This is a genomic window from Serratia sarumanii (assembly GCF_029962605.1).
Taxonomy (GTDB): Bacteria; Pseudomonadota; Gammaproteobacteria; order Enterobacterales; family Enterobacteriaceae; genus Serratia; species Serratia sarumanii.
This window is the reverse complement of the sequence record NZ_CP124750.1, coordinates 4,443,139-4,462,295: the sequence shown is the minus strand read 5'-3', so window position 1 is coordinate 4,462,295 and position 19,157 is coordinate 4,443,139. Positions and strand designations below refer to the sequence as shown.

The 19,157-nt window shown below is 60.2% G+C and carries 22 protein-coding genes; 9 read left to right on the top strand and 13 right to left on the bottom strand.

Features of this window, described 5'->3' with window-relative positions:
• Positions 1–26: 26 nt before the first annotated feature.
• Entirely contained in the window at positions 27–1,241 is a 1,215-nt protein-coding gene (locus tag SSARUM_RS21195) for a lactonase family protein (RefSeq protein WP_060430946.1), read from the top strand.
• 51 nt (positions 1,242–1,292) lie between these two features.
• Positions 1,293–3,209 (top strand): BglG family transcription antiterminator, encoded by a 1,917-nt coding sequence (locus tag SSARUM_RS21190; protein ID WP_060426828.1) that lies wholly within the window; start codon positions 1,293–1,295, stop codon positions 3,207–3,209.
• A gap of 33 nt (positions 3,210–3,242) precedes the next feature.
• Here SSARUM_RS21190 and npr read toward each other — a convergent pair whose 3' ends face one another.
• The 11 genes from npr to SSARUM_RS21135 form a co-directional block, all read right to left on the bottom strand.
• On the bottom strand, positions 3,243–3,515 hold the full coding sequence (gene npr, locus SSARUM_RS21185; RefSeq protein WP_033648996.1) for a PTS phosphocarrier protein NPr: 273 nt from the start codon (positions 3,513–3,515) through the stop codon (positions 3,243–3,245).
• Positions 3,512–4,366, bottom strand: a complete 855-nt coding sequence (gene rapZ / locus SSARUM_RS21180) for an RNase adapter RapZ (protein WP_015379177.1) — start codon at positions 4,364–4,366, stop codon at positions 3,512–3,514. Before rapZ ends, npr begins: the two co-directional genes overlap by 4 nt.
• A 129-nt stretch (positions 4,367–4,495) precedes the next feature.
• A complete protein-coding gene (gene ptsN / locus SSARUM_RS21175; RefSeq protein WP_016930212.1) occupies positions 4,496–4,957 on the bottom strand; it encodes a PTS IIA-like nitrogen regulatory protein PtsN in 462 nt (153 codons plus the stop codon).
• A gap of 155 nt (positions 4,958–5,112) precedes the next feature.
• Positions 5,113–5,400 carry a ribosome hibernation promoting factor gene (hpf, locus tag SSARUM_RS21170; RefSeq protein WP_004937038.1) on the bottom strand — a complete coding sequence of 96 codons (288 nt, stop codon included), beginning with the start codon at positions 5,398–5,400 and terminating at the stop codon, positions 5,113–5,115.
• A gap of 23 nt (positions 5,401–5,423) precedes the next feature.
• A complete protein-coding gene (gene rpoN, locus SSARUM_RS21165) occupies positions 5,424–6,857 on the bottom strand; it encodes an RNA polymerase factor sigma-54 (RefSeq protein WP_033648997.1) in 1,434 nt (477 codons plus the stop codon).
• A gap of 52 nt (positions 6,858–6,909) precedes the next feature.
• A complete protein-coding gene (lptB, locus tag SSARUM_RS21160; protein ID WP_004937040.1) occupies positions 6,910–7,635 on the bottom strand; it encodes an LPS export ABC transporter ATP-binding protein in 726 nt (241 codons plus the stop codon).
• 6 nt (positions 7,636–7,641) lie between these two features.
• Positions 7,642–8,181: a lipopolysaccharide ABC transporter substrate-binding protein LptA gene (gene lptA / locus SSARUM_RS21155; RefSeq protein ID WP_004937045.1), complete on the bottom strand. Its 540-nt coding sequence runs from the start codon at positions 8,179–8,181 to the stop codon at positions 7,642–7,644.
• Positions 8,150–8,728, bottom strand: a complete 579-nt coding sequence (gene lptC, locus SSARUM_RS21150) for an LPS export ABC transporter periplasmic protein LptC (protein WP_033636134.1) — start codon at positions 8,726–8,728, stop codon at positions 8,150–8,152. Before lptC ends, lptA begins: the two co-directional genes overlap by 32 nt.
• Positions 8,725–9,279 (bottom strand): 3-deoxy-manno-octulosonate-8-phosphatase KdsC, encoded by a 555-nt coding sequence (gene kdsC, locus SSARUM_RS21145; protein WP_021505108.1) that lies wholly within the window; start codon positions 9,277–9,279, stop codon positions 8,725–8,727. Before kdsC ends, lptC begins: the two co-directional genes overlap by 4 nt.
• Positions 9,280–9,296: 17 nt before the next feature.
• Positions 9,297–10,283: an arabinose-5-phosphate isomerase KdsD gene (kdsD, locus tag SSARUM_RS21140; RefSeq protein WP_033648998.1), complete on the bottom strand. Its 987-nt coding sequence runs from the start codon at positions 10,281–10,283 to the stop codon at positions 9,297–9,299.
• A gap of 16 nt (positions 10,284–10,299) precedes the next feature.
• Positions 10,300–11,277: a calcium/sodium antiporter gene (locus SSARUM_RS21135; protein WP_025160120.1), complete on the bottom strand. Its 978-nt coding sequence runs from the start codon at positions 11,275–11,277 to the stop codon at positions 10,300–10,302.
• Positions 11,278–11,580: 303 nt separating this feature from the next.
• Between SSARUM_RS21135 and mlaF the strand changes: the two genes are divergently transcribed.
• From mlaF to murA, 7 genes are all read left to right on the top strand, one after another.
• Complete coding sequence (gene mlaF, locus SSARUM_RS21130) at positions 11,581–12,396, top strand: phospholipid ABC transporter ATP-binding protein MlaF (protein ID WP_028127533.1); 816 nt, start codon at positions 11,581–11,583, stop codon at positions 12,394–12,396.
• 4 nt (positions 12,397–12,400) lie between these two features.
• Positions 12,401–13,183, top strand: a complete 783-nt coding sequence (gene mlaE, locus SSARUM_RS21125) for a lipid asymmetry maintenance ABC transporter permease subunit MlaE (RefSeq protein ID WP_004937059.1) — start codon at positions 12,401–12,403, stop codon at positions 13,181–13,183.
• 4 nt (positions 13,184–13,187) lie between these two features.
• Positions 13,188–13,736: an outer membrane lipid asymmetry maintenance protein MlaD gene (gene mlaD, locus SSARUM_RS21120; RefSeq protein ID WP_033636129.1), complete on the top strand. Its 549-nt coding sequence runs from the start codon at positions 13,188–13,190 to the stop codon at positions 13,734–13,736.
• Between the two features lie 14 nt (positions 13,737–13,750).
• A complete protein-coding gene (gene mlaC, locus SSARUM_RS21115) occupies positions 13,751–14,380 on the top strand; it encodes a phospholipid-binding protein MlaC (RefSeq protein WP_060430947.1) in 630 nt (209 codons plus the stop codon).
• Positions 14,380–14,682: a lipid asymmetry maintenance protein MlaB gene (gene mlaB / locus SSARUM_RS21110; RefSeq protein ID WP_016930202.1), complete on the top strand. Its 303-nt coding sequence runs from the start codon at positions 14,380–14,382 to the stop codon at positions 14,680–14,682. The genes mlaC and mlaB overlap by 1 nt, the downstream gene beginning before the upstream one ends.
• Positions 14,683–14,822: 140 nt before the next feature.
• Positions 14,823–15,077 carry a BolA family iron metabolism protein IbaG gene (gene ibaG, locus SSARUM_RS21105; protein ID WP_004937066.1) on the top strand — a complete coding sequence of 85 codons (255 nt, stop codon included), beginning with the start codon at positions 14,823–14,825 and terminating at the stop codon, positions 15,075–15,077.
• A gap of 55 nt (positions 15,078–15,132) precedes the next feature.
• Positions 15,133–16,392, top strand: coding sequence for a UDP-N-acetylglucosamine 1-carboxyvinyltransferase (gene murA, locus SSARUM_RS21100; RefSeq protein ID WP_004937068.1), 1,260 nt, complete (start codon positions 15,133–15,135; stop codon positions 16,390–16,392).
• A gap of 71 nt (positions 16,393–16,463) precedes the next feature.
• Here the strand turns inward: murA and degS are convergent, their stop codons facing one another.
• Positions 16,464–17,522, bottom strand: a complete 1,059-nt coding sequence (gene degS, locus SSARUM_RS21095) for an outer membrane-stress sensor serine endopeptidase DegS (protein WP_033636127.1) — start codon at positions 17,520–17,522, stop codon at positions 16,464–16,466.
• 88 nt (positions 17,523–17,610) lie between these two features.
• Complete coding sequence (degQ, locus tag SSARUM_RS21090; RefSeq protein ID WP_060430950.1) at positions 17,611–18,981, bottom strand: serine endoprotease DegQ; 1,371 nt, start codon at positions 18,979–18,981, stop codon at positions 17,611–17,613.
• Positions 18,982–19,157: the final 176 nt, after the last annotated feature.

The window sequence follows — 19,157 nt, the reverse complement described above, 5'->3', positions numbered from 1 at the left end:
ACCTATACTCAGGTCTGAGGATAACTATGCGAAACTGGCAGGCTCCAACCCGACGCACCGCGTTGTTCCTGGCGCTGCTGGCCGTGACCGGCCCGGCGCTGCATGCTGAGGATGCAATGAATTCCACGTCATCTCATTTCGCCTATATCGGCACCTACAATCCCAACGGCGAAGGCGTTTACCGGGTGCAGGTCGATCCGGTCAGCGGCGCGCTGAGCCAGGTTACGCTGGTCAGCAAAGTGCCGAATCCGGCGCAGCTGACGCTGGGCGCTGATGGCAAGACGCTGTATGTCGCCAGCGAAGTGGCCGATTTCAACGGCGGCAAGCACGGCGGCATCACCGCTTACCGGGTCAATCCGGCCGACGGCGGCCTGACGCAGCTCAACCAGGTGGATTCGCAGGGAGCGGGGCCGGTGTATCTCTCATCGACACCGGACGGGCGCCATCTGCTGGTGGCCAACTACGTCAGCGGCAGCGTGGCGGCTTTCCCGATCGAAGCGGACGGCAGCCTGGGCGCCGCCAGCTCGGTGCAGCAACAGCAGGGCCCGGCGGGCGCGGCCAAACCGGCGGCGGCGGTGAACGGCAGCTTCGCCATCAGCGATCACAACGGCCCGCATGCCCATATGATCGCCAGCGATCCGAGCGGCAAGTTCGTGTTCTCCACCGATCTGGGGTTGGATCGCATCTACCAATGGCGCTTTGACGCCACGAGCGGCCGGCTGACGCCGAACGATCCACCGTGGATCGCCGCCTCTTCCGCCGGCGCGGGTCCACGTCACTTTGTGTTCCATCCGGACGGAGAAACCGTGCTGCTGGTGAACGAAGAGGCCTCGACGTTGACCAGCTACCGTTTTGATCGCCAAAAAGGTACTCTGAAACAACTGCATGCGGTTTCCGCGCTGCCCGCCGACTATCAGGGCACCAGCTTCGCTTCGGGGCTGGCGCTCAGCAAGAACGGCGACACGCTATACGTCGCCAACCGGCTGCATAACAGCATTGCCCAGTTCAGCGTGGGCGCCGGCGGTGAGTTGAAACCGGTGGCGGAAACCTGGACGCGCGGCGATTACCCGCGTTCGCTGGCGCTGAGCCCGGATGGCCGCTATCTGTATGCGTTGAACCAGCGCAGCGATAACATCACCCGCTTCAGCGTAAACCCGACGGACGGCAAACTCAGCGTTGTGGGCGGCTATCTGCCGATCGGCAGCCCCTCGCAAATGGCGTTTCTGCCGCCGCCGAAGTAACCCGTGGCCCGCCCGGTTCGCCGGGCGGGTCGCCTGATTGACGGACACAGAATGGTGCGATTTCCTTACCCGCGTTTGGCTTACTTGTTCGATGCTTTGCAAACCGAGACTTTGCCGCAGGATGAGCTGGCGAAGCGTTTCGCCGTGTCCACCCGCACGGTGCGGGCGGACATCACCGCGCTGAACGAGATTCTGGACAAATACGGCGCGCGTTTCGTGCATAACCGCGGGGCCGGCTATCGCCTGCAGGTCGATAACGCCGCGCTGTTCAGCGCCCTGCAGCATCAGGAGCGCCGCAAGCATGCCACCCCGCGCAGCGCGCAGGAGCGTGTGCATTATCTGCTGGTGCGTTTTTTGACCTCAGCCTTCTCCCTTAAACTGGAAGATCTGGCCGACGAGTGGTTCGTCAGCCGCGGTACGTTGCAAAACGACATGGCTGAGGTGAGAGAGCGTCTGGCGCACTATCAATTGACGATTGAAACCAAGCCGCGTTACGGCATGAAGCTGTTCGGCACGGAGATGGCGATCCGCGCCTGCCTGACCGATCTGCTGTTCCAACTGCAGCTGGCCGACGCCGAGAACCCGCTGCTCAACAACGAGATCCTGCTGCAGCCGCAGGTAGCGGCGTTCGCCGGATTGCTGCACCCGCTGCTGTCGCAATACGCCATTCGCCTGACCGACGAGGGCGAGCAGTACCTGATCTTCTACTGCGCGGTGGCGCTGCGGCGCATCAACGACGGCTATCCGCTGCCGGACTTCGAGGTGGAAGACGGCGACGACGCGGTGCGCCAGGTATCGACCCGCCTGGCGGCGGAACTGCGTTCGGCCTCCGGCAAAGAGATCTCGATGGCCGAAGAGGCCTATCTGCGGGTCAATATCGCCGCGCGGCGCGTGCAGGACGTGCAGCCGACCGAGATCAACGCCGACGATGAAGAAGCGCTGGTGGACTACATCCTGTCCTACATCAACGCACACTATAACTACAACCTGCAGGGCGACGAGCAGCTGCGGGCCGATCTGCTCACCCATATCAAGACCATGATTACGCGGGTGAAATACCAGATCAATATCCCCAATCCGCTGTTGGCCAACATCAAGCAGCACTATCCGATGGCTTACGACGTGACGCTGGCGGCGGTCTCCAGCTGGGGCAAATACACCCCCTATACCCTGAGCGAGAATGAGATAGGCTACCTGGTGCTGCACATCGGCGTGGGGCTGGAGCGGCATTACAACATCGGTTATGAACGCCACCCGCAGGTGATGCTGGTGTGCGATACCGGCAACTCGACGGTGCGCATGATCCAGGCGCAGATTGCGCGTAAGTATCCGCAGTTGGTGATGACGCGCATCGTCTCGCTGCGCGATTACGAGATGCTTGCGCATATCGACGAAGACTTCGTGATTTCCACCGCCCGCATCGGCGAAAAGAACAAGCCGGTGGTGGTGATGTCGCCGTTCCCAACCGATTACCAGCTGGAGCAGCTGGGCAAGCTGGTGCTGGTGGATCGCACCCGACCGTACATGCTGGAGAAGTTTTTCGACGCCGAGCATTTCATGGTGCTCAACGAGCCGCTGACGCAGGCGGAACTGTTCAGCCGGGTGTGCGGCCAGCTGGAGCGGGAAGGGTACGTCGGCGCGGACTTTTATCCGTCGGTGGTCGAACGCGAGGCGATCGTCTCCACCTTGCTGGGCGAGGGCATCGCGCTGCCGCACTCGCTGGGGCTGCTGGCCAAAAAGACCGTGGTGGTGACGCTGCTGGCGCCGCAGGGCGTCGCCTGGGGAGAAGGCGAGGTCGCGCACGTGATTTTCCTGCTGGCGATCAGCAAGAGCGACTATGAAGAGGCGATGGCGATCTACGAGCTGTTCGTCACCTTCGTGCGTGAACGCTCAATGAGCCTCCTGCTGAGCAGCGACAGCTTCGACAGCTTTAAAGCGGTGGCGCTGGACTGCTTGAGCCGGAGCTGAGTGGGAGAGGATATGGGGGATTGGGCTCAGCGGCTAATCTTCATCAAACCCGGAGTTGAACAGCTCGACGACCGCCTCCAGTGCGTTGACTTCGTCGGGGCCGGTCGCTTCGACTTCGATATGCCGGCCCTGGGCGGAGTCCAGCATCAGCAGCGCGATGACGCTGCTGGCCTCGGCTTCGGTGCCGCTTTCGTTGCGCAGCATCACTTCGGCGTCGAAGCTTTGTACCAGCTCGAACAGTTTCATCGCCGGGCGCGCGTGCATGCCCAGCTTGTTTTTGATTTCAACCGTCTGTTTGACCGTCATTGTTTGCGCTTTTCCAGCGTGCGGTGGCGCGACTGCACGTTCTTGCCGCGCGAGCGGAAGTAATCGGCCAGCTGTTCCGCCACGTACACCGAGCGGTGCTTGCCGCCGGTACAGCCGATGGCGACCGTCAGGTAGCTGCGGTTGTTGGTTTCCAGCATCGGCAGCCATTGCTCCAGGTAGCTGCGGGTCTGGTAGATGAAGTTGTGCACTTCGGTATGGCGATCGAGGAACGACGCGACCGGCTTATCCAGACCGGTCATCGGCCGCAGCTTCGGATCCCAGTGCGGGTTCGGCAGGAAGCGCACGTCGAACACGTAGTCGGCGTCGATCGGGATGCCGTGCTTGAAGCCGAAGGATTCGAACACCATGGTCAGCTCGCGCTCACGCTTGCCCAGCAGGCGGGTGCGCAGCATTTCGGCCAGCTCGTGCACCGACATTTCCGAGGTATCGATAATCAGGTCAGCCCGCGAGCGCAGCGGTTCGAGCAGATCGCTCTCTTCGTCGATGGCGCTTTCCAGCGACAGGTTTTTGCTGGAGAGCGGGTGCAGGCGGCGGGTGTCGCTGTAACGGCGGATCAGCGTGTTGCGATCGGCGTCGAGGAACAGCAGCTGCGGCGAGAAGCTGTCCGGCAGCTGAGTCATCGCGTATTCGAACACTTCCGGCGATTCCGGCATGTTGCGCACGTCGATGCTGACCGCCGCGGAGATATTGCGTTCCGCCAGCGTATTGGCGAGCTGCGGCAGCAGCACCACCGGCAGGTTGTCAACGCAGTAAAAACCCATGTCTTCCAGCGCCCGCAAGGCGACGGATTTTCCGGAACCGGAACGGCCGCTGACAATCATCAGCACCATGTGGCAACTCCCCTGGCATCGCGGCGGCGTTCATCGCCACCGGTGGAAACTTTGTTATTCCGGCCGAGGCCGGATCCATCATCGTGAAACAGTAACGTTATCCGGGCTGGAAGTCACGCCGGCCGGGCATCACTCGGTGATGATTTGGTAAAGTTCTTCGTCGCTTTGCGCGGCGCGCAGGCGGCGGCATACGGTTTTGTCGGCCAGGCGTTTGGCGACCAGCGACAGGGTATGCAAATGGGTTTTGCACTGATCGGCAGGCACCAGCAGCGCGAACAGCAGGTCGACCGGCTGGTTGTCGATAGCGTCGAAAGCGATGGGTTGGTCGAGACGGATAAACACGCCAACGGCCCGCAGTGTGTCCTCTTCCAGTTTGCCGTGGGGAATGGCGATACCGTTGCCGATACCGGTGCTGCCCATGCGCTCCCGGGTGAGAACCGCGTCAAACACCACCTGCGAAGGTAGATTGAGCTGTTTGGCGGCCAGTTCGCTGATAATTTCCAAAGCCCGCTTCTTGCTGGTGCAGTGTACCGAGCTTTTGGTGCACTCGATGTTTAACACCGAGCTTAATTGCATATATTCGTTGTTCATCTCATCTTCACTTAAAACCGCGCCGCCGGGCGCACCCGGCAAGGCGGTTTTTCGTCGGTTTTAACCCTGATTACCGTTCGGCGCGTCACCCATGCGGGTCACGCGCCGAAGGGCGAGGCGGCGACGGATGCCGCCTCATGGAGTGGGTTAGGGTGTCAGTGTTGCTTCAATTTGTCTTTATGTTTGTTCAATTGACGTGCCAATTTGTCGATCAGCGTATCAATTGCGGCATACATATTCTCGTCTTCCGAGGTGGCGTGCAACTCGCCTCCATTCACGTGCACCGTTGCTTCCGCAATTTGCTGCACTTTTTCCACACTTAATACAACATACACCTGATTAATGCGATCAAAATACTGTTCGAGTTTGGCGAACTTGTTGTTCACGAACTCGCGCAACGGATCGGTGATTTCGATGTGGTGTCCGGTAATGTTGAGCTGCATAGTGTCTTCCTTCTCAATAGAGGTCAAACCAACTGTTTACGCTGGTTCGACGGCGGGATGGACAAAGACTCTCGGTACTTGGCGACGGTGCGCCGCGCCACGATGATCCCCTGATCGGCGAGCAGGGTGGCCAGCTTGCTGTCGCTGAGTGGCTTGGCGGGGTTTTCCGCCGCAATCAATTTCTTCACCAACGCGCGGATCGCCGTCGAGGAGGCTTCGCCGCCGCTGTCGGTATTCACGTGGCTGGAGAAGAAATACTTCAATTCAAAAATGCCGCGTGGGCTGTGCAGAAACTTCTGCGTGGTGACGCGCGAGATCGTCGATTCATGCATCTCCACGGCCTGGGCGATATCCGCCAGCACCATGGGTTTCATAAACTCTTCGCCTTGCTCGAAGAACGCCTGCTGTTGGCTGACGATGCAGCGGGTGACCTTCAGCAGCGTCTCGTTGCGGCTCTCCAGGCTTTTAATCAGCCACTTGGCTTCCTGCAGGTTGCTGCGGATAAACTGGCCGTCGGCTTCGCTGCGGGCGCTGTTGCCCAGCGCGGCGTACTGCTGATTGATCTTCAAACGCGGCACGCTGTCGCCGTTGAGCTCGACCGTCCATTTGTTCTGCGTCTTGCGCACCAGCACGTCCGGGATCACGTATTCCGACTCGCCGGTATTGATCGACTGCCCCGGGCGCGGATCGAGCGACTGAATCAGCAGCATCGCTTCTTTCAGTGTATCTTCTTTTAGCCGGGTTGATCGCATCAGGCTGCGAAAGTCGTGGTTGGCCAACAGATCCAGATGGTCGCTGATGATCAGCCGCGCTTCGGCCAGGTAAGGGGTGTCTTTGGCGTATTGGGAGAGCTGCACCAGCAGGCAATCGCGCAGATCGCGCGCGGCGACGCCGATCGGATCGAAACGCTGCACGCGCTTCAATACCGCCTCGACTTCCTCGAGGGTCACGTTCTCGTCGCCCAGGCTTTCCAGAATGTCTTCCAGCGGCACGGTGAGATAGCCGGTGTCGTCCACCGCGTCGACGATGGAGGTGGCGATGGCGGCGTCGGTATCGGAGAACGGCGTCAGATCCACCTGCCACATCAGGTAATCCTGCAGCGTTTGGGTGGTCTCGCCCTGATAGACCGGCAGTTCGTCGTCGCTGTAGTCGGTGCCGGTGCCGGACGGCGTGCCGGCGGTGTAGATCTCATCCCAGGTGGCGTCCAGCGGCAGCTCTTCCGGCATGTCTTTCTGTTCCAGCGCCTCGCGGGTATCGAGCCCCTCGGTCTCCTGGGTTTCTTTGGCGTCGATTTCGTCGTGCAGATCGGTCTGTTCAAGCAGCGGATTGCTCTCCAGCGCCAGCTGGATTTCTTGCTGAAGCTCAAGCGTGGACAACTGCAGCAGGCGGATCGCCTGCTGGAGCTGAGGAGTCATGGCCAGCTGTTGGCTGAGCCTGAGTTGCAAACCTTGCTTCATAGTTTTCTGTCTACTTCCGTTAACGGTGTCGCCCCGCAGGGCGCGCCGGCGCTTAGAGGCGGAACTCTTCGCCCAGATAAACGCGTTTAACCTGCTCGTCGGCCAGAATAGCATCCGGCGTGCCGTGAGCAATCAGTTTGCCCTGGCTGACGATGTAGGCGCGTTCACACACGTCCAGCGTCTCGCGCACGTTGTGGTCGGTGATCAGCACGCCCAGGCCGCTGTCACGCAGGTGCTCGATGATTTTCTTGATATCGATAACGGAGATCGGATCCACCCCGGCGAAGGGTTCGTCCAGCAGTATGAATTTCGGGTTGGCCGCCAGCGCGCGGGCGATTTCGACACGGCGACGCTCACCGCCGGACAGCGCCTGGCCGAGGCTGTCGCGCAGATGGGAGATATGGAACTCTTCCATCAGCTCCTTGGCGCGGTCTTCGCGCTGTTCGCTGGTGAGGTCGGGGCGAATCTCCAGCACCGCCATCAGGTTGTCGTACACGCTCAGGCGGCGGAAGATCGAGGCTTCCTGCGGCAGGTAACCGATGCCGCGGCGCGCGCGGGCGTGCAGCGGCAGCAGACTGATGTCTTCTTCGTCGATCACGATGCGCCCGGCGTCGCGTGGCACGATGCCGACCACCATGTAGAAGGTGGTGGTTTTACCGGCGCCGTTCGGCCCGAGCAGGCCGACGATCTCGCCGGATTTCACTTTCAGGCTGACGTCTTCGACAACTTTACGGCCCTTGTAGGCTTTCGCCAGGTTTTCTGCGATGAGTGTTGCCATAAGTGATTAGTTACTCTTTTTCTGCTCGTTTTTGTCTTGCAACTGCGACGGTACCAGAACCGTTGTCACGCGTTTGCCTTTGTCGCTAAACGCCTGCATTTGCTGCTGTTGCACCAGATAGGTGATGCGATCGCCTTTCACGTTGCTGTCGAGCTGCTCCAGATAGGCGTTGCCCGTCAGGGTCACCAGCTGGGTCGCCACGTCGTAACGCACTTTCTGCGCGTGGCCTTTGACCGGCTTGCCGCTGTCCTGCATCTGGTAGAAGGTTACCGGGTTGCCGAACGCTTCAATATAGGTCTTATTCTGATCTCCGCCCGGGCGGGTGACCACCACCTTGTCGGCGCGAATATCGATGGTGCCTTGCTTGATCACCACGTTGTCGGTGAAGGTGCTGACGTTGCTCTGCATGTCCAACGACTGCTTGAGCGAGTCGATGCTGACCGGCTGGCTGGAGTCGGATTTCAGCGCCAGAGCGGGGGCGCTGGCGGCCAAAACTAAGCTGCCGAGCAACAGGTTACGGAGTTGGTTTTTGGTTCTGAATTTCATAGTTGGTCTTAACCTTATCAATCAGCTCAGCGGTTTTGGTCCGCAGGTTCCCACGCATTTTCATGCCGTTAGAGGTAAAATTGGTCCCGTAAATCGTGACTTCGTCATCGGAGGTGACGTCCTGGGTGACCAGGTTTACCTGAGCGTTGTCCGTCTTAATTTTTTCCAGCTGCGAGGTGGTGGTCAGGCTGTTTACCTCGACGTGACCATACAGATACAGCATCCGGTCTTTAGTCAGTTTGGCGCGATCGGCGCGAACTGACCAGGTGGCCACCGCATTCTCATCGAACAGCGTCATCACCGGCTGGGTGAACCAGCTCAGCTCGCCGGCGGTGTAATACTTCGCGTCTTCCGCCACCAGTTTGTAATTCAGCTTGCCGGCCGGGTTGTACACCACGGTGACCGTGTGCTGGCTCTGGTAGGTCGGATCCTTATCGTTGACCGGGCCAGGGGCCGTGTCGTCGCTAAAATCCGTCATGTTCCAGCCGATCAGCGCCAGAACGATCACCGTCAACAGGATGGTGATCCACAGTTTGGTTTTACTCATATCGACAGCCCTTTGGCGTCCTCCAGCTTATTTTGAGCCAAAAGAATGATGTCGCACAGTTCGCGCACCGCGCCGCGGCCGCCGGCAATGCGGGTGACGTAGTGGGCGCGCGGCGTCAGCAGCGGGTGGGCGTCCGCCACCGCGACCGCCAGGCCGACCTGCGCCATTACCGGCCAGTCGATCAGGTCATCGCCGATATAGGCGACCTGATCCGCCGTTAACGACAGTTTATCCAACAGTTCGCGGAAGGCCAAAAGCTTATCGGATTGCCCCTGATACAGATGGGTGATACCGAGCGTCTGCGCGCGGTCTTCCAGCAGCTTGGCGGAGCGACCGGTGATGATCGCCACCTCGATGTCCGAGGTTTTCAAGCAGCGGATGCCGTAGCCGTCGCGCACGTTGAACGCTTTCAATTCTTCACCGTTGTTGCCCATGAAGATCAGGCCGTCCGACAGCACGCCGTCAACGTCGCAAATCAACAGGCGGATGTTCCCGGCACGCGCCATAACCTCTTGTTCTACCGGCCCGTAGCAGGTTTCTACCATACCCATTCCGTTCTATTCCTTAATTAAACGACGCCGGCGCGCAGCATGTCATGCATATGTACCACACCCAGCAACTGGTCGCCATCGGCAACCAGCAGCGCGGTGATGTGGCGTTGTTGCATCAGGTTCAATGCATCGACCGCCAGGATGTTGGGGCGCACCCGTACGCCGCCCGGCGTCATGACATCGGCGATCTTCGCCTCGTGCAGGTTGATGCCCATGTCGAATACCCGGCGCAGGTCGCCGTCGGTGAAGATGCCGGCGATTTTCATCAAATCGTCGCAGACAACCGTCAGGCCCAGATTTTTGCGGGTAATTTCCAGCAGCGCGTCGCGCAACGAGGCGTCGGCGCTGACGTGGGGCATTTCGTCGCCGCTGTGCATGATATCGCTAACCCGCAGCAGCAGTTTGCGGCCGAGTGCGCCGCCCGGATGCGACAGCGCGAAATCTTCCTGCGTGAAACCGCGCGCTTTCAGCAGCGCGACGGCCAGCGCATCGCCCATCACCAGCGTGGCGGTGGTGCTGGTGGTCGGCGCCAGCCCCAGCGGGCAGGCTTCCTGCGGCACCTTGATGCACAGGTGGATATCCGCCGCCTTGCCCATCGAGCTTTCCGGATTGTTGGTCATACAGATGAGGGTGATCTGCTGGCGTTTCAATACCGGGATCAGCGCCAGGATCTCGCTGGACTCGCCGGAGTTGGAGATGGCGAGCACGATGTCCTGTGGGGTGACCATGCCCAAATCGCCATGGCTGGCCTCCGCCGGGTGAACGAAGAATGAGGGGGTGCCGGTGCTGGCGAAGGTCGCGGCGATCTTGCAGCCGATATGGCCGGATTTGCCCATGCCCATCACCACCACTTTGCCGCCGCAGGCGGCGATCGTTTCGCAGGCGCGGGTGAAGTCTGCGTTGATGTAGCTGTCGAGCTGAGCCAGCCCTTCACGCTCTATCTGAAGCACTTCTTTGCCGGCCTGCTGAAAATCGAAGCCCGGTTGCAACTCAATGTTCGACATACTCATTCCCGTCGGTTTAGCCGAAAGTACTGAAAGGGTTAAAGAACAGCACCGCAAGATACGCAATAAAGCCACATAATAACAGAGCGCCCGCCAGGTGACCGATGCGATGCTTGCGGCCGATGCACAGTACGCTCAGCAGCACGCTGGCCGCCAGCATCACCCAGTAATCGCGCTGGAAGGCGGCGGCGTCTACGCTGCCCGGCGACAGCAGGGCGGGGACGCCCAGCACGATCACCGTGTTGAAAATATTGGAGCCGATGATATTTCCAATCGCCATATCATCCTCGCCCTTCAGCGCCCCGGCGATGGAGGTAGCCAATTCGGGCAGGCTGGTGCCGATGGCAATAATGGTCAAGCCGACCACCAGTTCGCTCAGGCCGAAATAGTGCGCAATCACCGTCGCGTTATCGACCACCATTCTGGAAGAGAGCGGCAGAATGATAAACGCCAGCACCAGCCACAGCACCGCCACGGTGTTGCTGCTGTCCTGCGGCAGCTCGGCGATCTGCTCCATGGTCAGGCTGTCGCTGCCCTCGCGCTGCGCCAGCCGGGCGATTTTCAGCATCAGCAGGATGAAGCCGGCGGCGGCGGCCAGCAGCAGCACGCCGTCCAGCCTGCTCAGGGTGCCGTCCATCAACACGAAACCGCACAATACTGTGACCGCTAACATCAACGGCAGTTCGCGCCGCAGTATCTCGGAACGCGCGGCCAGCGGGTGAATCAGCGCCGCCACGCCCAGGATCAATAAGATGTTGGTGATGTTGGAACCTAATACGTTGCCAACGGCCATATCTATCTGCCCGTTCAGCGCGGCGGTGGTGGACACGATCAGCTCCGGCAGCGAAGTGCCGATGCCGACGATGGTCATGCCGATGATCAACGGCGGGACGCCGAGCGAGCGGGAAATCACGGCAGCACCATAAACTAAGCGGTCTGCACCATACACCAGTAGAAATAAACCAACGATTAATAATGCTATCGCGAGAAACATGCAGGGTCCTTTGTCGGGTATTATCCCGGTTCGTTGGTTAAAGCCGTCAATGCGGCGGTATTGCTTGCCCTCCGTTGCGCGCGCGTGAGCCGCAGCAACGGTTTTTCCCGGCTAATAGTTGAACAGTTTCGTTTTTTTTCGTTATGGCGCCAATTTTGACCGGGTGGCGCGGAAAAGTAAAACCAATGGCACCATTGGTTGCGAAATGGCAGTAAGTTTTTGTAAAGATGAGACGGATTGCGCCCATTGCTTTAACATCACGGGTAGATTCAGCAAAAGATGAGTCGTAAAGGGTCCATTAACATGCTCCAAAAGGCAGATAATTTGGTCGAAGTGCGCGACATGAGCTTCTCGCGCGGCGACCGACGGATATTTGAAGACATCAACCTGACGGTGCCTCGCGGTAAGGTCACGGCGATCATGGGGCCATCGGGCATCGGCAAAACCACGCTGCTGCGCCTGATAGGCGGCCAGCTGGCGCCGGACAGCGGGGAGATTTGGTTCGACGGCGACAACATTCCCGCGTTGTCCCGCCGTCAGTTATACGACGCGCGCAAAAAGATGAGCATGCTGTTCCAGTCGGGCGCGCTGTTCACCGATTTGACCGTGTTCGAAAACGTGGCCTACCCGCTGCGCGAGCACAGCAACCTGCCTGAACCCCTGCTGCGCAGCACGGTGCTGATGAAGCTGGAAGCGGTGGGGCTGCGCGGCGCGGCCCAGCTGATGCCCAATGAGCTTTCCGGCGGCATGGCGCGCCGGGCGGCGTTGGCGCGCGCGATCGCGCTGGACCCGGAGATGATCATGTTCGACGAACCTTTCGTCGGCCAGGATCCGATCACCATGGGGGTGCTGGTCAAGCTGATAGATGAGCTGAACCATGCGCTGGGCATTACCTGCATCGTGGTGTCGCACGACGTGCCGGAGGTGCTGAGCATCGCCGACTACGCCTATATCGTGGCCGATCACCGGGTGATCGCCGAAGGCACCACGCAGCAATTGCAGAACAATCCTGATGCGCGCGTGCGCCAGTTTCTGGATGGTATAGCGGATGGGCCGGTGCCGTTCCGCTATCCGGCCGGGGATTATCAGACCGAACTGCTAGGCTTAGGGAGTAAATAAGCTCATGTTATTAAGAGCGTTAGCGTCGTTGGGGCGCAGTGGCATCAACACCAGCGCCAGCTTCGGCCGCGCCGGGTTGATGCTGTTCAACGCGTTGATTGGCCGGCCGGAACCCGGCAAGCAGTGGCCGCTGTTGTTGAAACAGCTCTACAGCGTCGGCGTGCAGTCGCTGCTGATCATCATGGTCTCCGGGCTGTTCATCGGCATGGTGCTGGGCCTGCAGGGCTATATCGTGCTCACCACCTACAGCGCCGAGGCCAGCCTCGGCATGATGGTGGCGCTGTCGCTGCTGCGCGAGCTGGGGCCGGTGGTGACGGCGCTGCTGTTCGCCGGCCGCGCCGGTTCCGCGCTGACGGCGGAAATCGGCCTGATGAAGGCGACGGAGCAGATCTCCAGCCTGGAGATGATGGCGGTCGATCCGCTGCGGCGCATCGTGGCGCCGCGTTTCTGGGCGGGGCTGATCAGCATGCCGCTGTTGACCATCATTTTCGTGGCGATCGGCATCTGGGGCGGCTCGGTGGTCGGCGTGGACTGGAAGGGCATCGACAGCGGCTTCTTCTGGTCGGCGATGCAGGGCGCCGTAGAGTGGAAAAAAGATCTGCTCAACTGCCTGATCAAAAGCGTGGTATTCGCCATTACCGTAACCTGGATTGCCATTTTCAACGGGTACGACGCCGTGCCTACCTCTGAAGGGATTAGCCGGGCGACGACGCGTACCGTGGTGCATTCGTCACTGGCGGTGTTGGGATTGGATTTCGTGCTGACAGCACTGATGTTTGGGAATTGATTCGATGCAAACGAAGAAGAGTGAAATCTGGGTTGGGGCATTTATGCTGATCGCGCTGTGCGCCATCGTGTTTATCTGCCTGCAGGTGGCGAACCTTAAATCGATCGGCAGCGAGCCGACCTACCGCATTTACGCGACGTTCGACAACATCGGCGGCCTGAAACCGCGTTCGCCGGTGAAGATTGGCGGCGTGGTGATCGGCCGCGTGGCGGACATCGAACTCGATTCGAAAACCTACACGCCGCGCGTGGCGCTGGATATCCAGAAAAAGTACGACCAAATCCCGGATACCAGCTCGCTGGCGATCCGCACCTCCGGCCTGCTGGGCGAGCAATATCTGGCGCTTAACGTGGGCTTCGAAGATCCTGATATGGGCACCGCCATCCTGAAAGACGGTGGCACCATTCAGGACACCAAATCAGCCATGGTTCTGGAAGACCTGATCGGCCAGTTCCTGTATAAAAGCGGCGGTCAGGACAGCGCCAAACCGGGAGACGCGGCCGCTGAGCCGGCTGCCGGCGCCGCACCGCAACCCGCTGTTCCAAATCATTAAGAGAGGATACCTGCATGTTTAAACGTTTACTGATGGTGGCTCTGCTGGTGGTTGCACCGCTGGCGAGCGCAGCCGACCAAACCAATCCTTACAGCATGATGCAAGAAGCGGCGCAGAAGACCTTCAGCCGTTTGAAGAATGAACAGCCGAAGATCAAGCAGGACCCGAACTACCTGCGCTCCATCGTGCATCAGGAACTGATGCCGTTCGTGCAGGTGAAATACGCCGGCGCGCTGGTGCTGGGGCGCTACTACAAAGAGGCGACGCCTGCGCAGCGCGAAGCTTACTTCACCGCCTTCCAGGCTTACCTGGAGCAGGCTTACGGCCAGGCGCTGGCGATGTATCACGGCCAGACTTACCTGATCGCGCCTGAACAGCCGCTGGGCAATGCCGACATCGTGGCCATTCGCGTCACCATCATCGACAACGGCGGCCGCCCGCCGGTGCGTCTGGATTTCCAATGGCGCAAGAACAGCAAAACCGGCTATTGGCAGGCCTATGACATGATCGCCGAAGGCGTCAGCATGATCACCACCAAGCAGAACGAGTGGGCGTCCACGCTGCGTACTCAGGGCATCGACGGCCTGACCAAACAGCTGCAGGCCGCCGCCGCGCAGCCTATCACGCTGGACAAGAAAAACTGATGTCGGCAGCGCTCAGCTTCGAATCAGAGCAGCAGACGCTGATCCTGCGCGGTGAACTGGACCGGGAAACGCTGCAGCCGCTGTGGCGGCAGCGCGACGCGCTGATGGCGGATAAAACCGCGATCGACGTGGCGCAACTGCAGCGCGTAGACTCCGCCGGGCTGGCTCTGTTGCTGCATCTGCAGGAAGAGCAGCGCGAGCGCGGCGTCGCGCTGAAAATTTTCGGCGCCACCGAGCGCCTGAAAACGCTGATTGCGCTCTACAACCTGCAGGCGATAATGCCTGTCGATACCGCCGGTTAGCGGCGTTTTACGCCGCCCTTGCGTGGTAAAACGATACAAAGCCCCTGTTATGCAGGGGCTTTTTCTTTAGTTTAAGAAAACATCGTATTCCACTAAGATACTAGGCTGTTTATGATCCTTTAGCGGCAGAACTGGATACTATGGAAACCAACGAGATTAAAGACGTGCTGATGCAGGCATTGGCACTGGATGAAGTACATGTGACGGGCGACGGCAGCCATTTCCAGGCGATCGTGGTCGGCGAATTGTTCGCCGGCATGAGCCGCGTCAAAAAACAGCAGACGGTTTACGCACCGCTGATGGAATACATTGCGGACAACCGCATTCATGCCTTGTCTATCAAGGCGTACACCCCTGAAGAGTGGCAGCGAGACCGCAAACTCAACGGATTTTAAGGCTGTTTGCCCTGCCGGGCGGGCAGCTTCAGATTAGATAACAGAGAGTAGTCAGATGGATAAATTTCGTGTGCAGGGTCGGACTCGCCTGAGCGGTGAAGTGTCTATTTCCGGGGCCAAAAACGCCGCCCTGCCGATCCTGTTCGCCGCCCTGTTGGCGGAAGAGCCGGTCGAGCTGCAGAATGTCCCCAAACTGAAGGACATCGACACCACCATTAAACTACTCAACCAGTTGGGTACCAAGATTGAGCGCAACGGTTCTGTCTTCGTGGACGCCAGCGGCGTGAACGAGTTCTGCGCCCCTTACGATCTGGTGAAAACCATGCGCGCTTCCATCTGGGCGCTGGGGCCGCTGGTGGCGCGTTTCGGCCGCGGTCAGGTTTCCCTGCCGGGCGGCTGTGCGATCGGCGCGCGTCCGGTCGATCTGCACATCACCGGCCTCGAGCAGCTGGGTGCCGAGATCAAGCTGGAAGAAGGCTACGTCAAGGCGTCCGTCGAGGGCCGCCTGAAGGGCGCGCACATCGTCATGGACAAGGTGAGCGTGGGCGCGACCGTGACCATCATGAGCGCCGCGACCCTGGCGACCGGCACCACCGTTATCGAGAACGCCGCGCGTGAGCCGGAAATTGTCGATACCGCCAACTTCCTCAATACGCTGGGCGCGAAGATCAGCGGCGCCGGCAGCGACAAGATCACCATCGAGGGCGTCGAGCGTCTGGGCGGCGGCGTGTACCGCGTGCTGCCTGACCGCATCGAGACCGGCACCTTCCTGATCGCCGCCGCGGTTTCCGGCGGCAAAGTGATGTGCCGCAACACTCGTCCGGACACACTGGATGCGGTGCTGGCCAAGCTGCGCGAAGCCGGTGCCGATATCGAAGTGGGCGAAGACTGGATCAGCCTGGACATGCACGGCAAACGCCCGAAAGCGGTCACCGTGCGCACCGCGCCGCACCCGGGCTTCCCGACCGACATGCAGGCCCAGTTCAGCCTGCTGAACCTGGTGGCGGAAGGCACCGGCGTCATCACCGAGACCATCTTCGAAAACCGCTTCATGCACGTGCCGGAACTGATCCGCATGGGCGCGCACGCGGAAATCGAGAGCAACACCGTGATCTGCCACGGCGTTGAGCAGCTGTCCGGCGCTCAGGTGATGGCGACCGATCTGCGCGCTTCCGCCAGCCTGGTGATCGCCGGCTGCATCGCCGACGGCGTGACCGTCGTCGATCGTATCTACCACATCGATCGCGGCTATGAGCGTATTGAAGACAAGCTGCGCGCGCTGGGTGCGAACATCGAGCGAGTGAAAGGCGAGTAAGTCATTAGCGCCGGCGCGGCTGCGTCGGCAGGATGAAAATCAAAGGGCCGGCTATCAATGCCGGCCCTTTTTTAATTGTTGTCTTCCGGGAATTCGCCCACCGTCATTTTCAACGTAATGCGTTTGCCGTCGCGCAGCACGATAACCGGTATCTCGGTGCCCGGCCTGATCTCCGCCACCTGATCCATGGTCTCCAGCACGGACACCGCCGGTTTGTTATCCACGTTGATGATGATGTCGTTGATCTGGAAACCGGCGCTGCTCGCCGGGCCATTCGGCGTGATTTCGGTCACGATGATGCCCTGCAGGCGATCGATGCCGGAATTGGAGGAACGCAGCGGAATGATCTCCTTACCCTGAATGCCGAAATAGCCGCGGATCACGCGGCCGTCGCGGATCAGCTTGTCCATGATTTTGGTGGCCAGTTCGATCGGAATGGCGAAGCCGAGGCCCTCCGGCGTTTCGCCGTCGGTGATTTTGTCATAGGTCAGGGTATTGATGCCGATCAGCTCGCCCAGCGAGTTGACCAGCGCGCCGCCGGAGTTGCCGCGGTTGATTGAGGCATCGGTCTGCAGGAATGTCTGCCGGCCGGTGGTGCTCATACTGATGCGCCCGGTGGCGCTGAGGATGCCCTGAGTCACGGTCTGCCCCAGGTTGTACGGGTTGCCGATTGCCAGCACCACGTCGCCGACGTGGGCAACGCGATTTTTATTGGTCGGGATCACCGGCAGGTTGCCGGGATCGATCTTCAGCACCGCCAAATCGGTCAGGCCGTCGGAGCCGACCAGCAGCGCTTCGTAGCGGCGGCCATCCTGCAACACCACGGTGATCTGCTGAGCGTCTTTGATCACGTGGCGGTTGGTGATGATATAGCCGCGTTCGTTCATGATCACGCCGGAACCGAGCGACAGCACGTTGGCGGCGCCGTTCAGGTTGCGGTTGTAGATGTTCACCACGGCGGGCGCGGCGCGGCGCACTGCTTTGTTGTAGCTCACCGGCGTTTCGTCGCTGGTATTCTCGGTTTTCTCTGCAAACAGGCCGTTGGAAGAGCGCAGCACGGGCAGAGCGGCCAACAGCAGGCCGGCAACGATGAGACCGATAACGACAGAACGCAAGAGCTTAGCAAACATGGAGTTTTCGTGGTGTGGTGAACGATGTTCGGAGGATAGCATGAGTTAACCGGGCGCAGTATGTCACCGAGCCCGGTTTTTGCACAAATTAACGCAGCAGCAGATAAATGGTTTCGTTACCGCGCACGATATTGAGCGCCATCACCGGCGGTTTGGCTTCCAGCACCTTGCGCAGCGCGGTGATGCTGTCCACGCGCTGGCGGTTGACGCCGATGATCACGTCGCCTTTTTGCAGGCCGATTTGCGCCGCCGTCGAGCCTTTATCCACGTTCTCCACCTTCACGCCCTTGTCGCCGCTCGGCAGCGCGCCGTTGTTGAGGGAAACCCCCTGCAGCGCCGGCGACAGCGTTTCGGCATTGGTCGAGGCGCTCTCGCTGTTGTCCAGCGTGACCGAGACTTCCTGCGGTTTGCCGTCGCGCAGCAGGCCCACCTTGAGGGTTTTACCCGGTGCGGTGGTGCCGACTTTGGCGCGCAGCTCGGCGAAGCTGTTCACCGGCTTGCCGTCGACGGAAACCAGAATATCCCCGGCTTTGATGCCGGCCTTGGCGGCGGCGGATTTCGGCAGCACTTCGCTGACGAAGGCGCCGCGCTGCGCGTCGGTGTTGAAGGCTTTGGCCATGTCCGGGGTCATTTCACTGCCCTTGATGCCGAGCAGGCCGCGTTTCACTTCGCCGAATTCGATCAGCTGCTGGCTCAGGTTCTGCGCCATATTGCTCGGAATGGCGAAGCCGATGCCGACGTTGCCGCCGCTCGGCGCCAGAATGGCGGTATTGATGCCGATCAGCTCGCCGTTCAGGTTGACCAATGCGCCGCCGGAGTTGCCGCGGTTGATCGAGGCGTCGGTCTGAATGAAGTTTTCCAGCCCTTCCAGATTCAGGCCGGTGCGGCCCAATGCCGAGATGATGCCGGAGGTGGCGGTTTGGCCCAGGCCAAACGGGTTGCCGACCGCCACGGCGAAGTCGCCGACGCGCAGCTGATCGGAATCGGCCATCTTGATGGCGGTCAGGTTTTTGGTGTCGCTGAGCTGCAGCAGGGCGATGTCGGATTGCTCATCGCGGCCGACCAGTTTGGCGTCCAGTTCGCGGCCGTCGTTCAACTGCACGCGGATTTTATCGGCGTTGTTGATGACGTGGTTGTTGGTCAGCACGTAGCCTTTGGCAGCGTCGATGATGACGCCGGAGCCCAGCCCTTCAAACGGGCGAGAGCTCTGCTGCTGACCGGGGAAATTGGGGCCGAAGAAGCGTCTGAACTCTTCCGGCAGCTGTTGACGCTGCACCTGGGTGCCGGCGACATGTACGCTCACGACGGCGGGCAAGACTTTTTCCAGCATCGGCGCCAGGCTCGGCAGCGGCTGCCCCTGAACGGCGACGGGCAGGGCCGCGTTGGCCACCGGTGCGGCGCTGAGCGCCAGGCCGAGGCTCATTGCCAATGCACTAAGAATTAACGACTTTTTCTTCATTGATGATAACTCTCTCAATACCTGCCGATGAAAATTTGATGATAAGGCAATCACCTTGTCATAGTGAAGGGTAAGACCGTGAATTTGCGTGCAAAGTTCAGTAAAGGTAATGCGAAGGAAGGTCAATAAGGCACAAACGGGGTTAAACCCGCGGGTGGCCCCGCGGGTGAAGAAGG

What these genes read in the sequence shown, in the direction of transcription:
- SSARUM_RS21195 (WP_060430946.1), top strand. Translation starts at nt 27, where the DNA reads ATGCGAAACTGGCAGGCTCCAACCCGACGCACCGCGTTGTTCCTGGCG.
- SSARUM_RS21190 (WP_060426828.1), top strand. Translation starts at nt 1,293, where the DNA reads ATGGTGCGATTTCCTTACCCGCGTTTGGCTTACTTGTTCGATGCTTTG.
- npr (WP_033648996.1), bottom strand. Translation starts at nt 3,515, where the DNA reads ATGACGGTCAAACAGACGGTTGAAATCAAAAACAAGCTGGGCATGCAC.
- rapZ (WP_015379177.1), bottom strand. Translation starts at nt 4,366, where the DNA reads ATGGTGCTGATGATTGTCAGCGGCCGTTCCGGTTCCGGAAAATCCGTC.
- ptsN (WP_016930212.1), bottom strand. Translation starts at nt 4,957, where the DNA reads ATGAACAACGAATATATGCAATTAAGCTCGGTGTTAAACATCGAGTGC.
- hpf (WP_004937038.1), bottom strand. Translation starts at nt 5,400, where the DNA reads ATGCAGCTCAACATTACCGGACACCACATCGAAATCACCGATCCGTTG.
- rpoN (WP_033648997.1), bottom strand. Translation starts at nt 6,857, where the DNA reads ATGAAGCAAGGTTTGCAACTCAGGCTCAGCCAACAGCTGGCCATGACT.
- lptB (WP_004937040.1), bottom strand. Translation starts at nt 7,635, where the DNA reads ATGGCAACACTCATCGCAGAAAACCTGGCGAAAGCCTACAAGGGCCGT.
- lptA (WP_004937045.1), bottom strand. Translation starts at nt 8,181, where the DNA reads ATGAAATTCAGAACCAAAAACCAACTCCGTAACCTGTTGCTCGGCAGC.
- lptC (WP_033636134.1), bottom strand. Translation starts at nt 8,728, where the DNA reads ATGAGTAAAACCAAACTGTGGATCACCATCCTGTTGACGGTGATCGTT.
- kdsC (WP_021505108.1), bottom strand. Translation starts at nt 9,279, where the DNA reads ATGGGTATGGTAGAAACCTGCTACGGGCCGGTAGAACAAGAGGTTATG.
- kdsD (WP_033648998.1), bottom strand. Translation starts at nt 10,283, where the DNA reads ATGTCGAACATTGAGTTGCAACCGGGCTTCGATTTTCAGCAGGCCGGC.
- SSARUM_RS21135 (WP_025160120.1), bottom strand. Translation starts at nt 11,277, where the DNA reads ATGTTTCTCGCGATAGCATTATTAATCGTTGGTTTATTTCTACTGGTG.
- mlaF (WP_028127533.1), top strand. Translation starts at nt 11,581, where the DNA reads ATGCTCCAAAAGGCAGATAATTTGGTCGAAGTGCGCGACATGAGCTTC.
- mlaE (WP_004937059.1), top strand. Translation starts at nt 12,401, where the DNA reads ATGTTATTAAGAGCGTTAGCGTCGTTGGGGCGCAGTGGCATCAACACC.
- mlaD (WP_033636129.1), top strand. Translation starts at nt 13,188, where the DNA reads ATGCAAACGAAGAAGAGTGAAATCTGGGTTGGGGCATTTATGCTGATC.
- mlaC (WP_060430947.1), top strand. Translation starts at nt 13,751, where the DNA reads ATGTTTAAACGTTTACTGATGGTGGCTCTGCTGGTGGTTGCACCGCTG.
- mlaB (WP_016930202.1), top strand. Translation starts at nt 14,380, where the DNA reads ATGTCGGCAGCGCTCAGCTTCGAATCAGAGCAGCAGACGCTGATCCTG.
- ibaG (WP_004937066.1), top strand. Translation starts at nt 14,823, where the DNA reads ATGGAAACCAACGAGATTAAAGACGTGCTGATGCAGGCATTGGCACTG.
- murA (WP_004937068.1), top strand. Translation starts at nt 15,133, where the DNA reads ATGGATAAATTTCGTGTGCAGGGTCGGACTCGCCTGAGCGGTGAAGTG.
- degS (WP_033636127.1), bottom strand. Translation starts at nt 17,522, where the DNA reads ATGTTTGCTAAGCTCTTGCGTTCTGTCGTTATCGGTCTCATCGTTGCC.
- degQ (WP_060430950.1), bottom strand. Translation starts at nt 18,981, where the DNA reads ATGAAGAAAAAGTCGTTAATTCTTAGTGCATTGGCAATGAGCCTCGGC.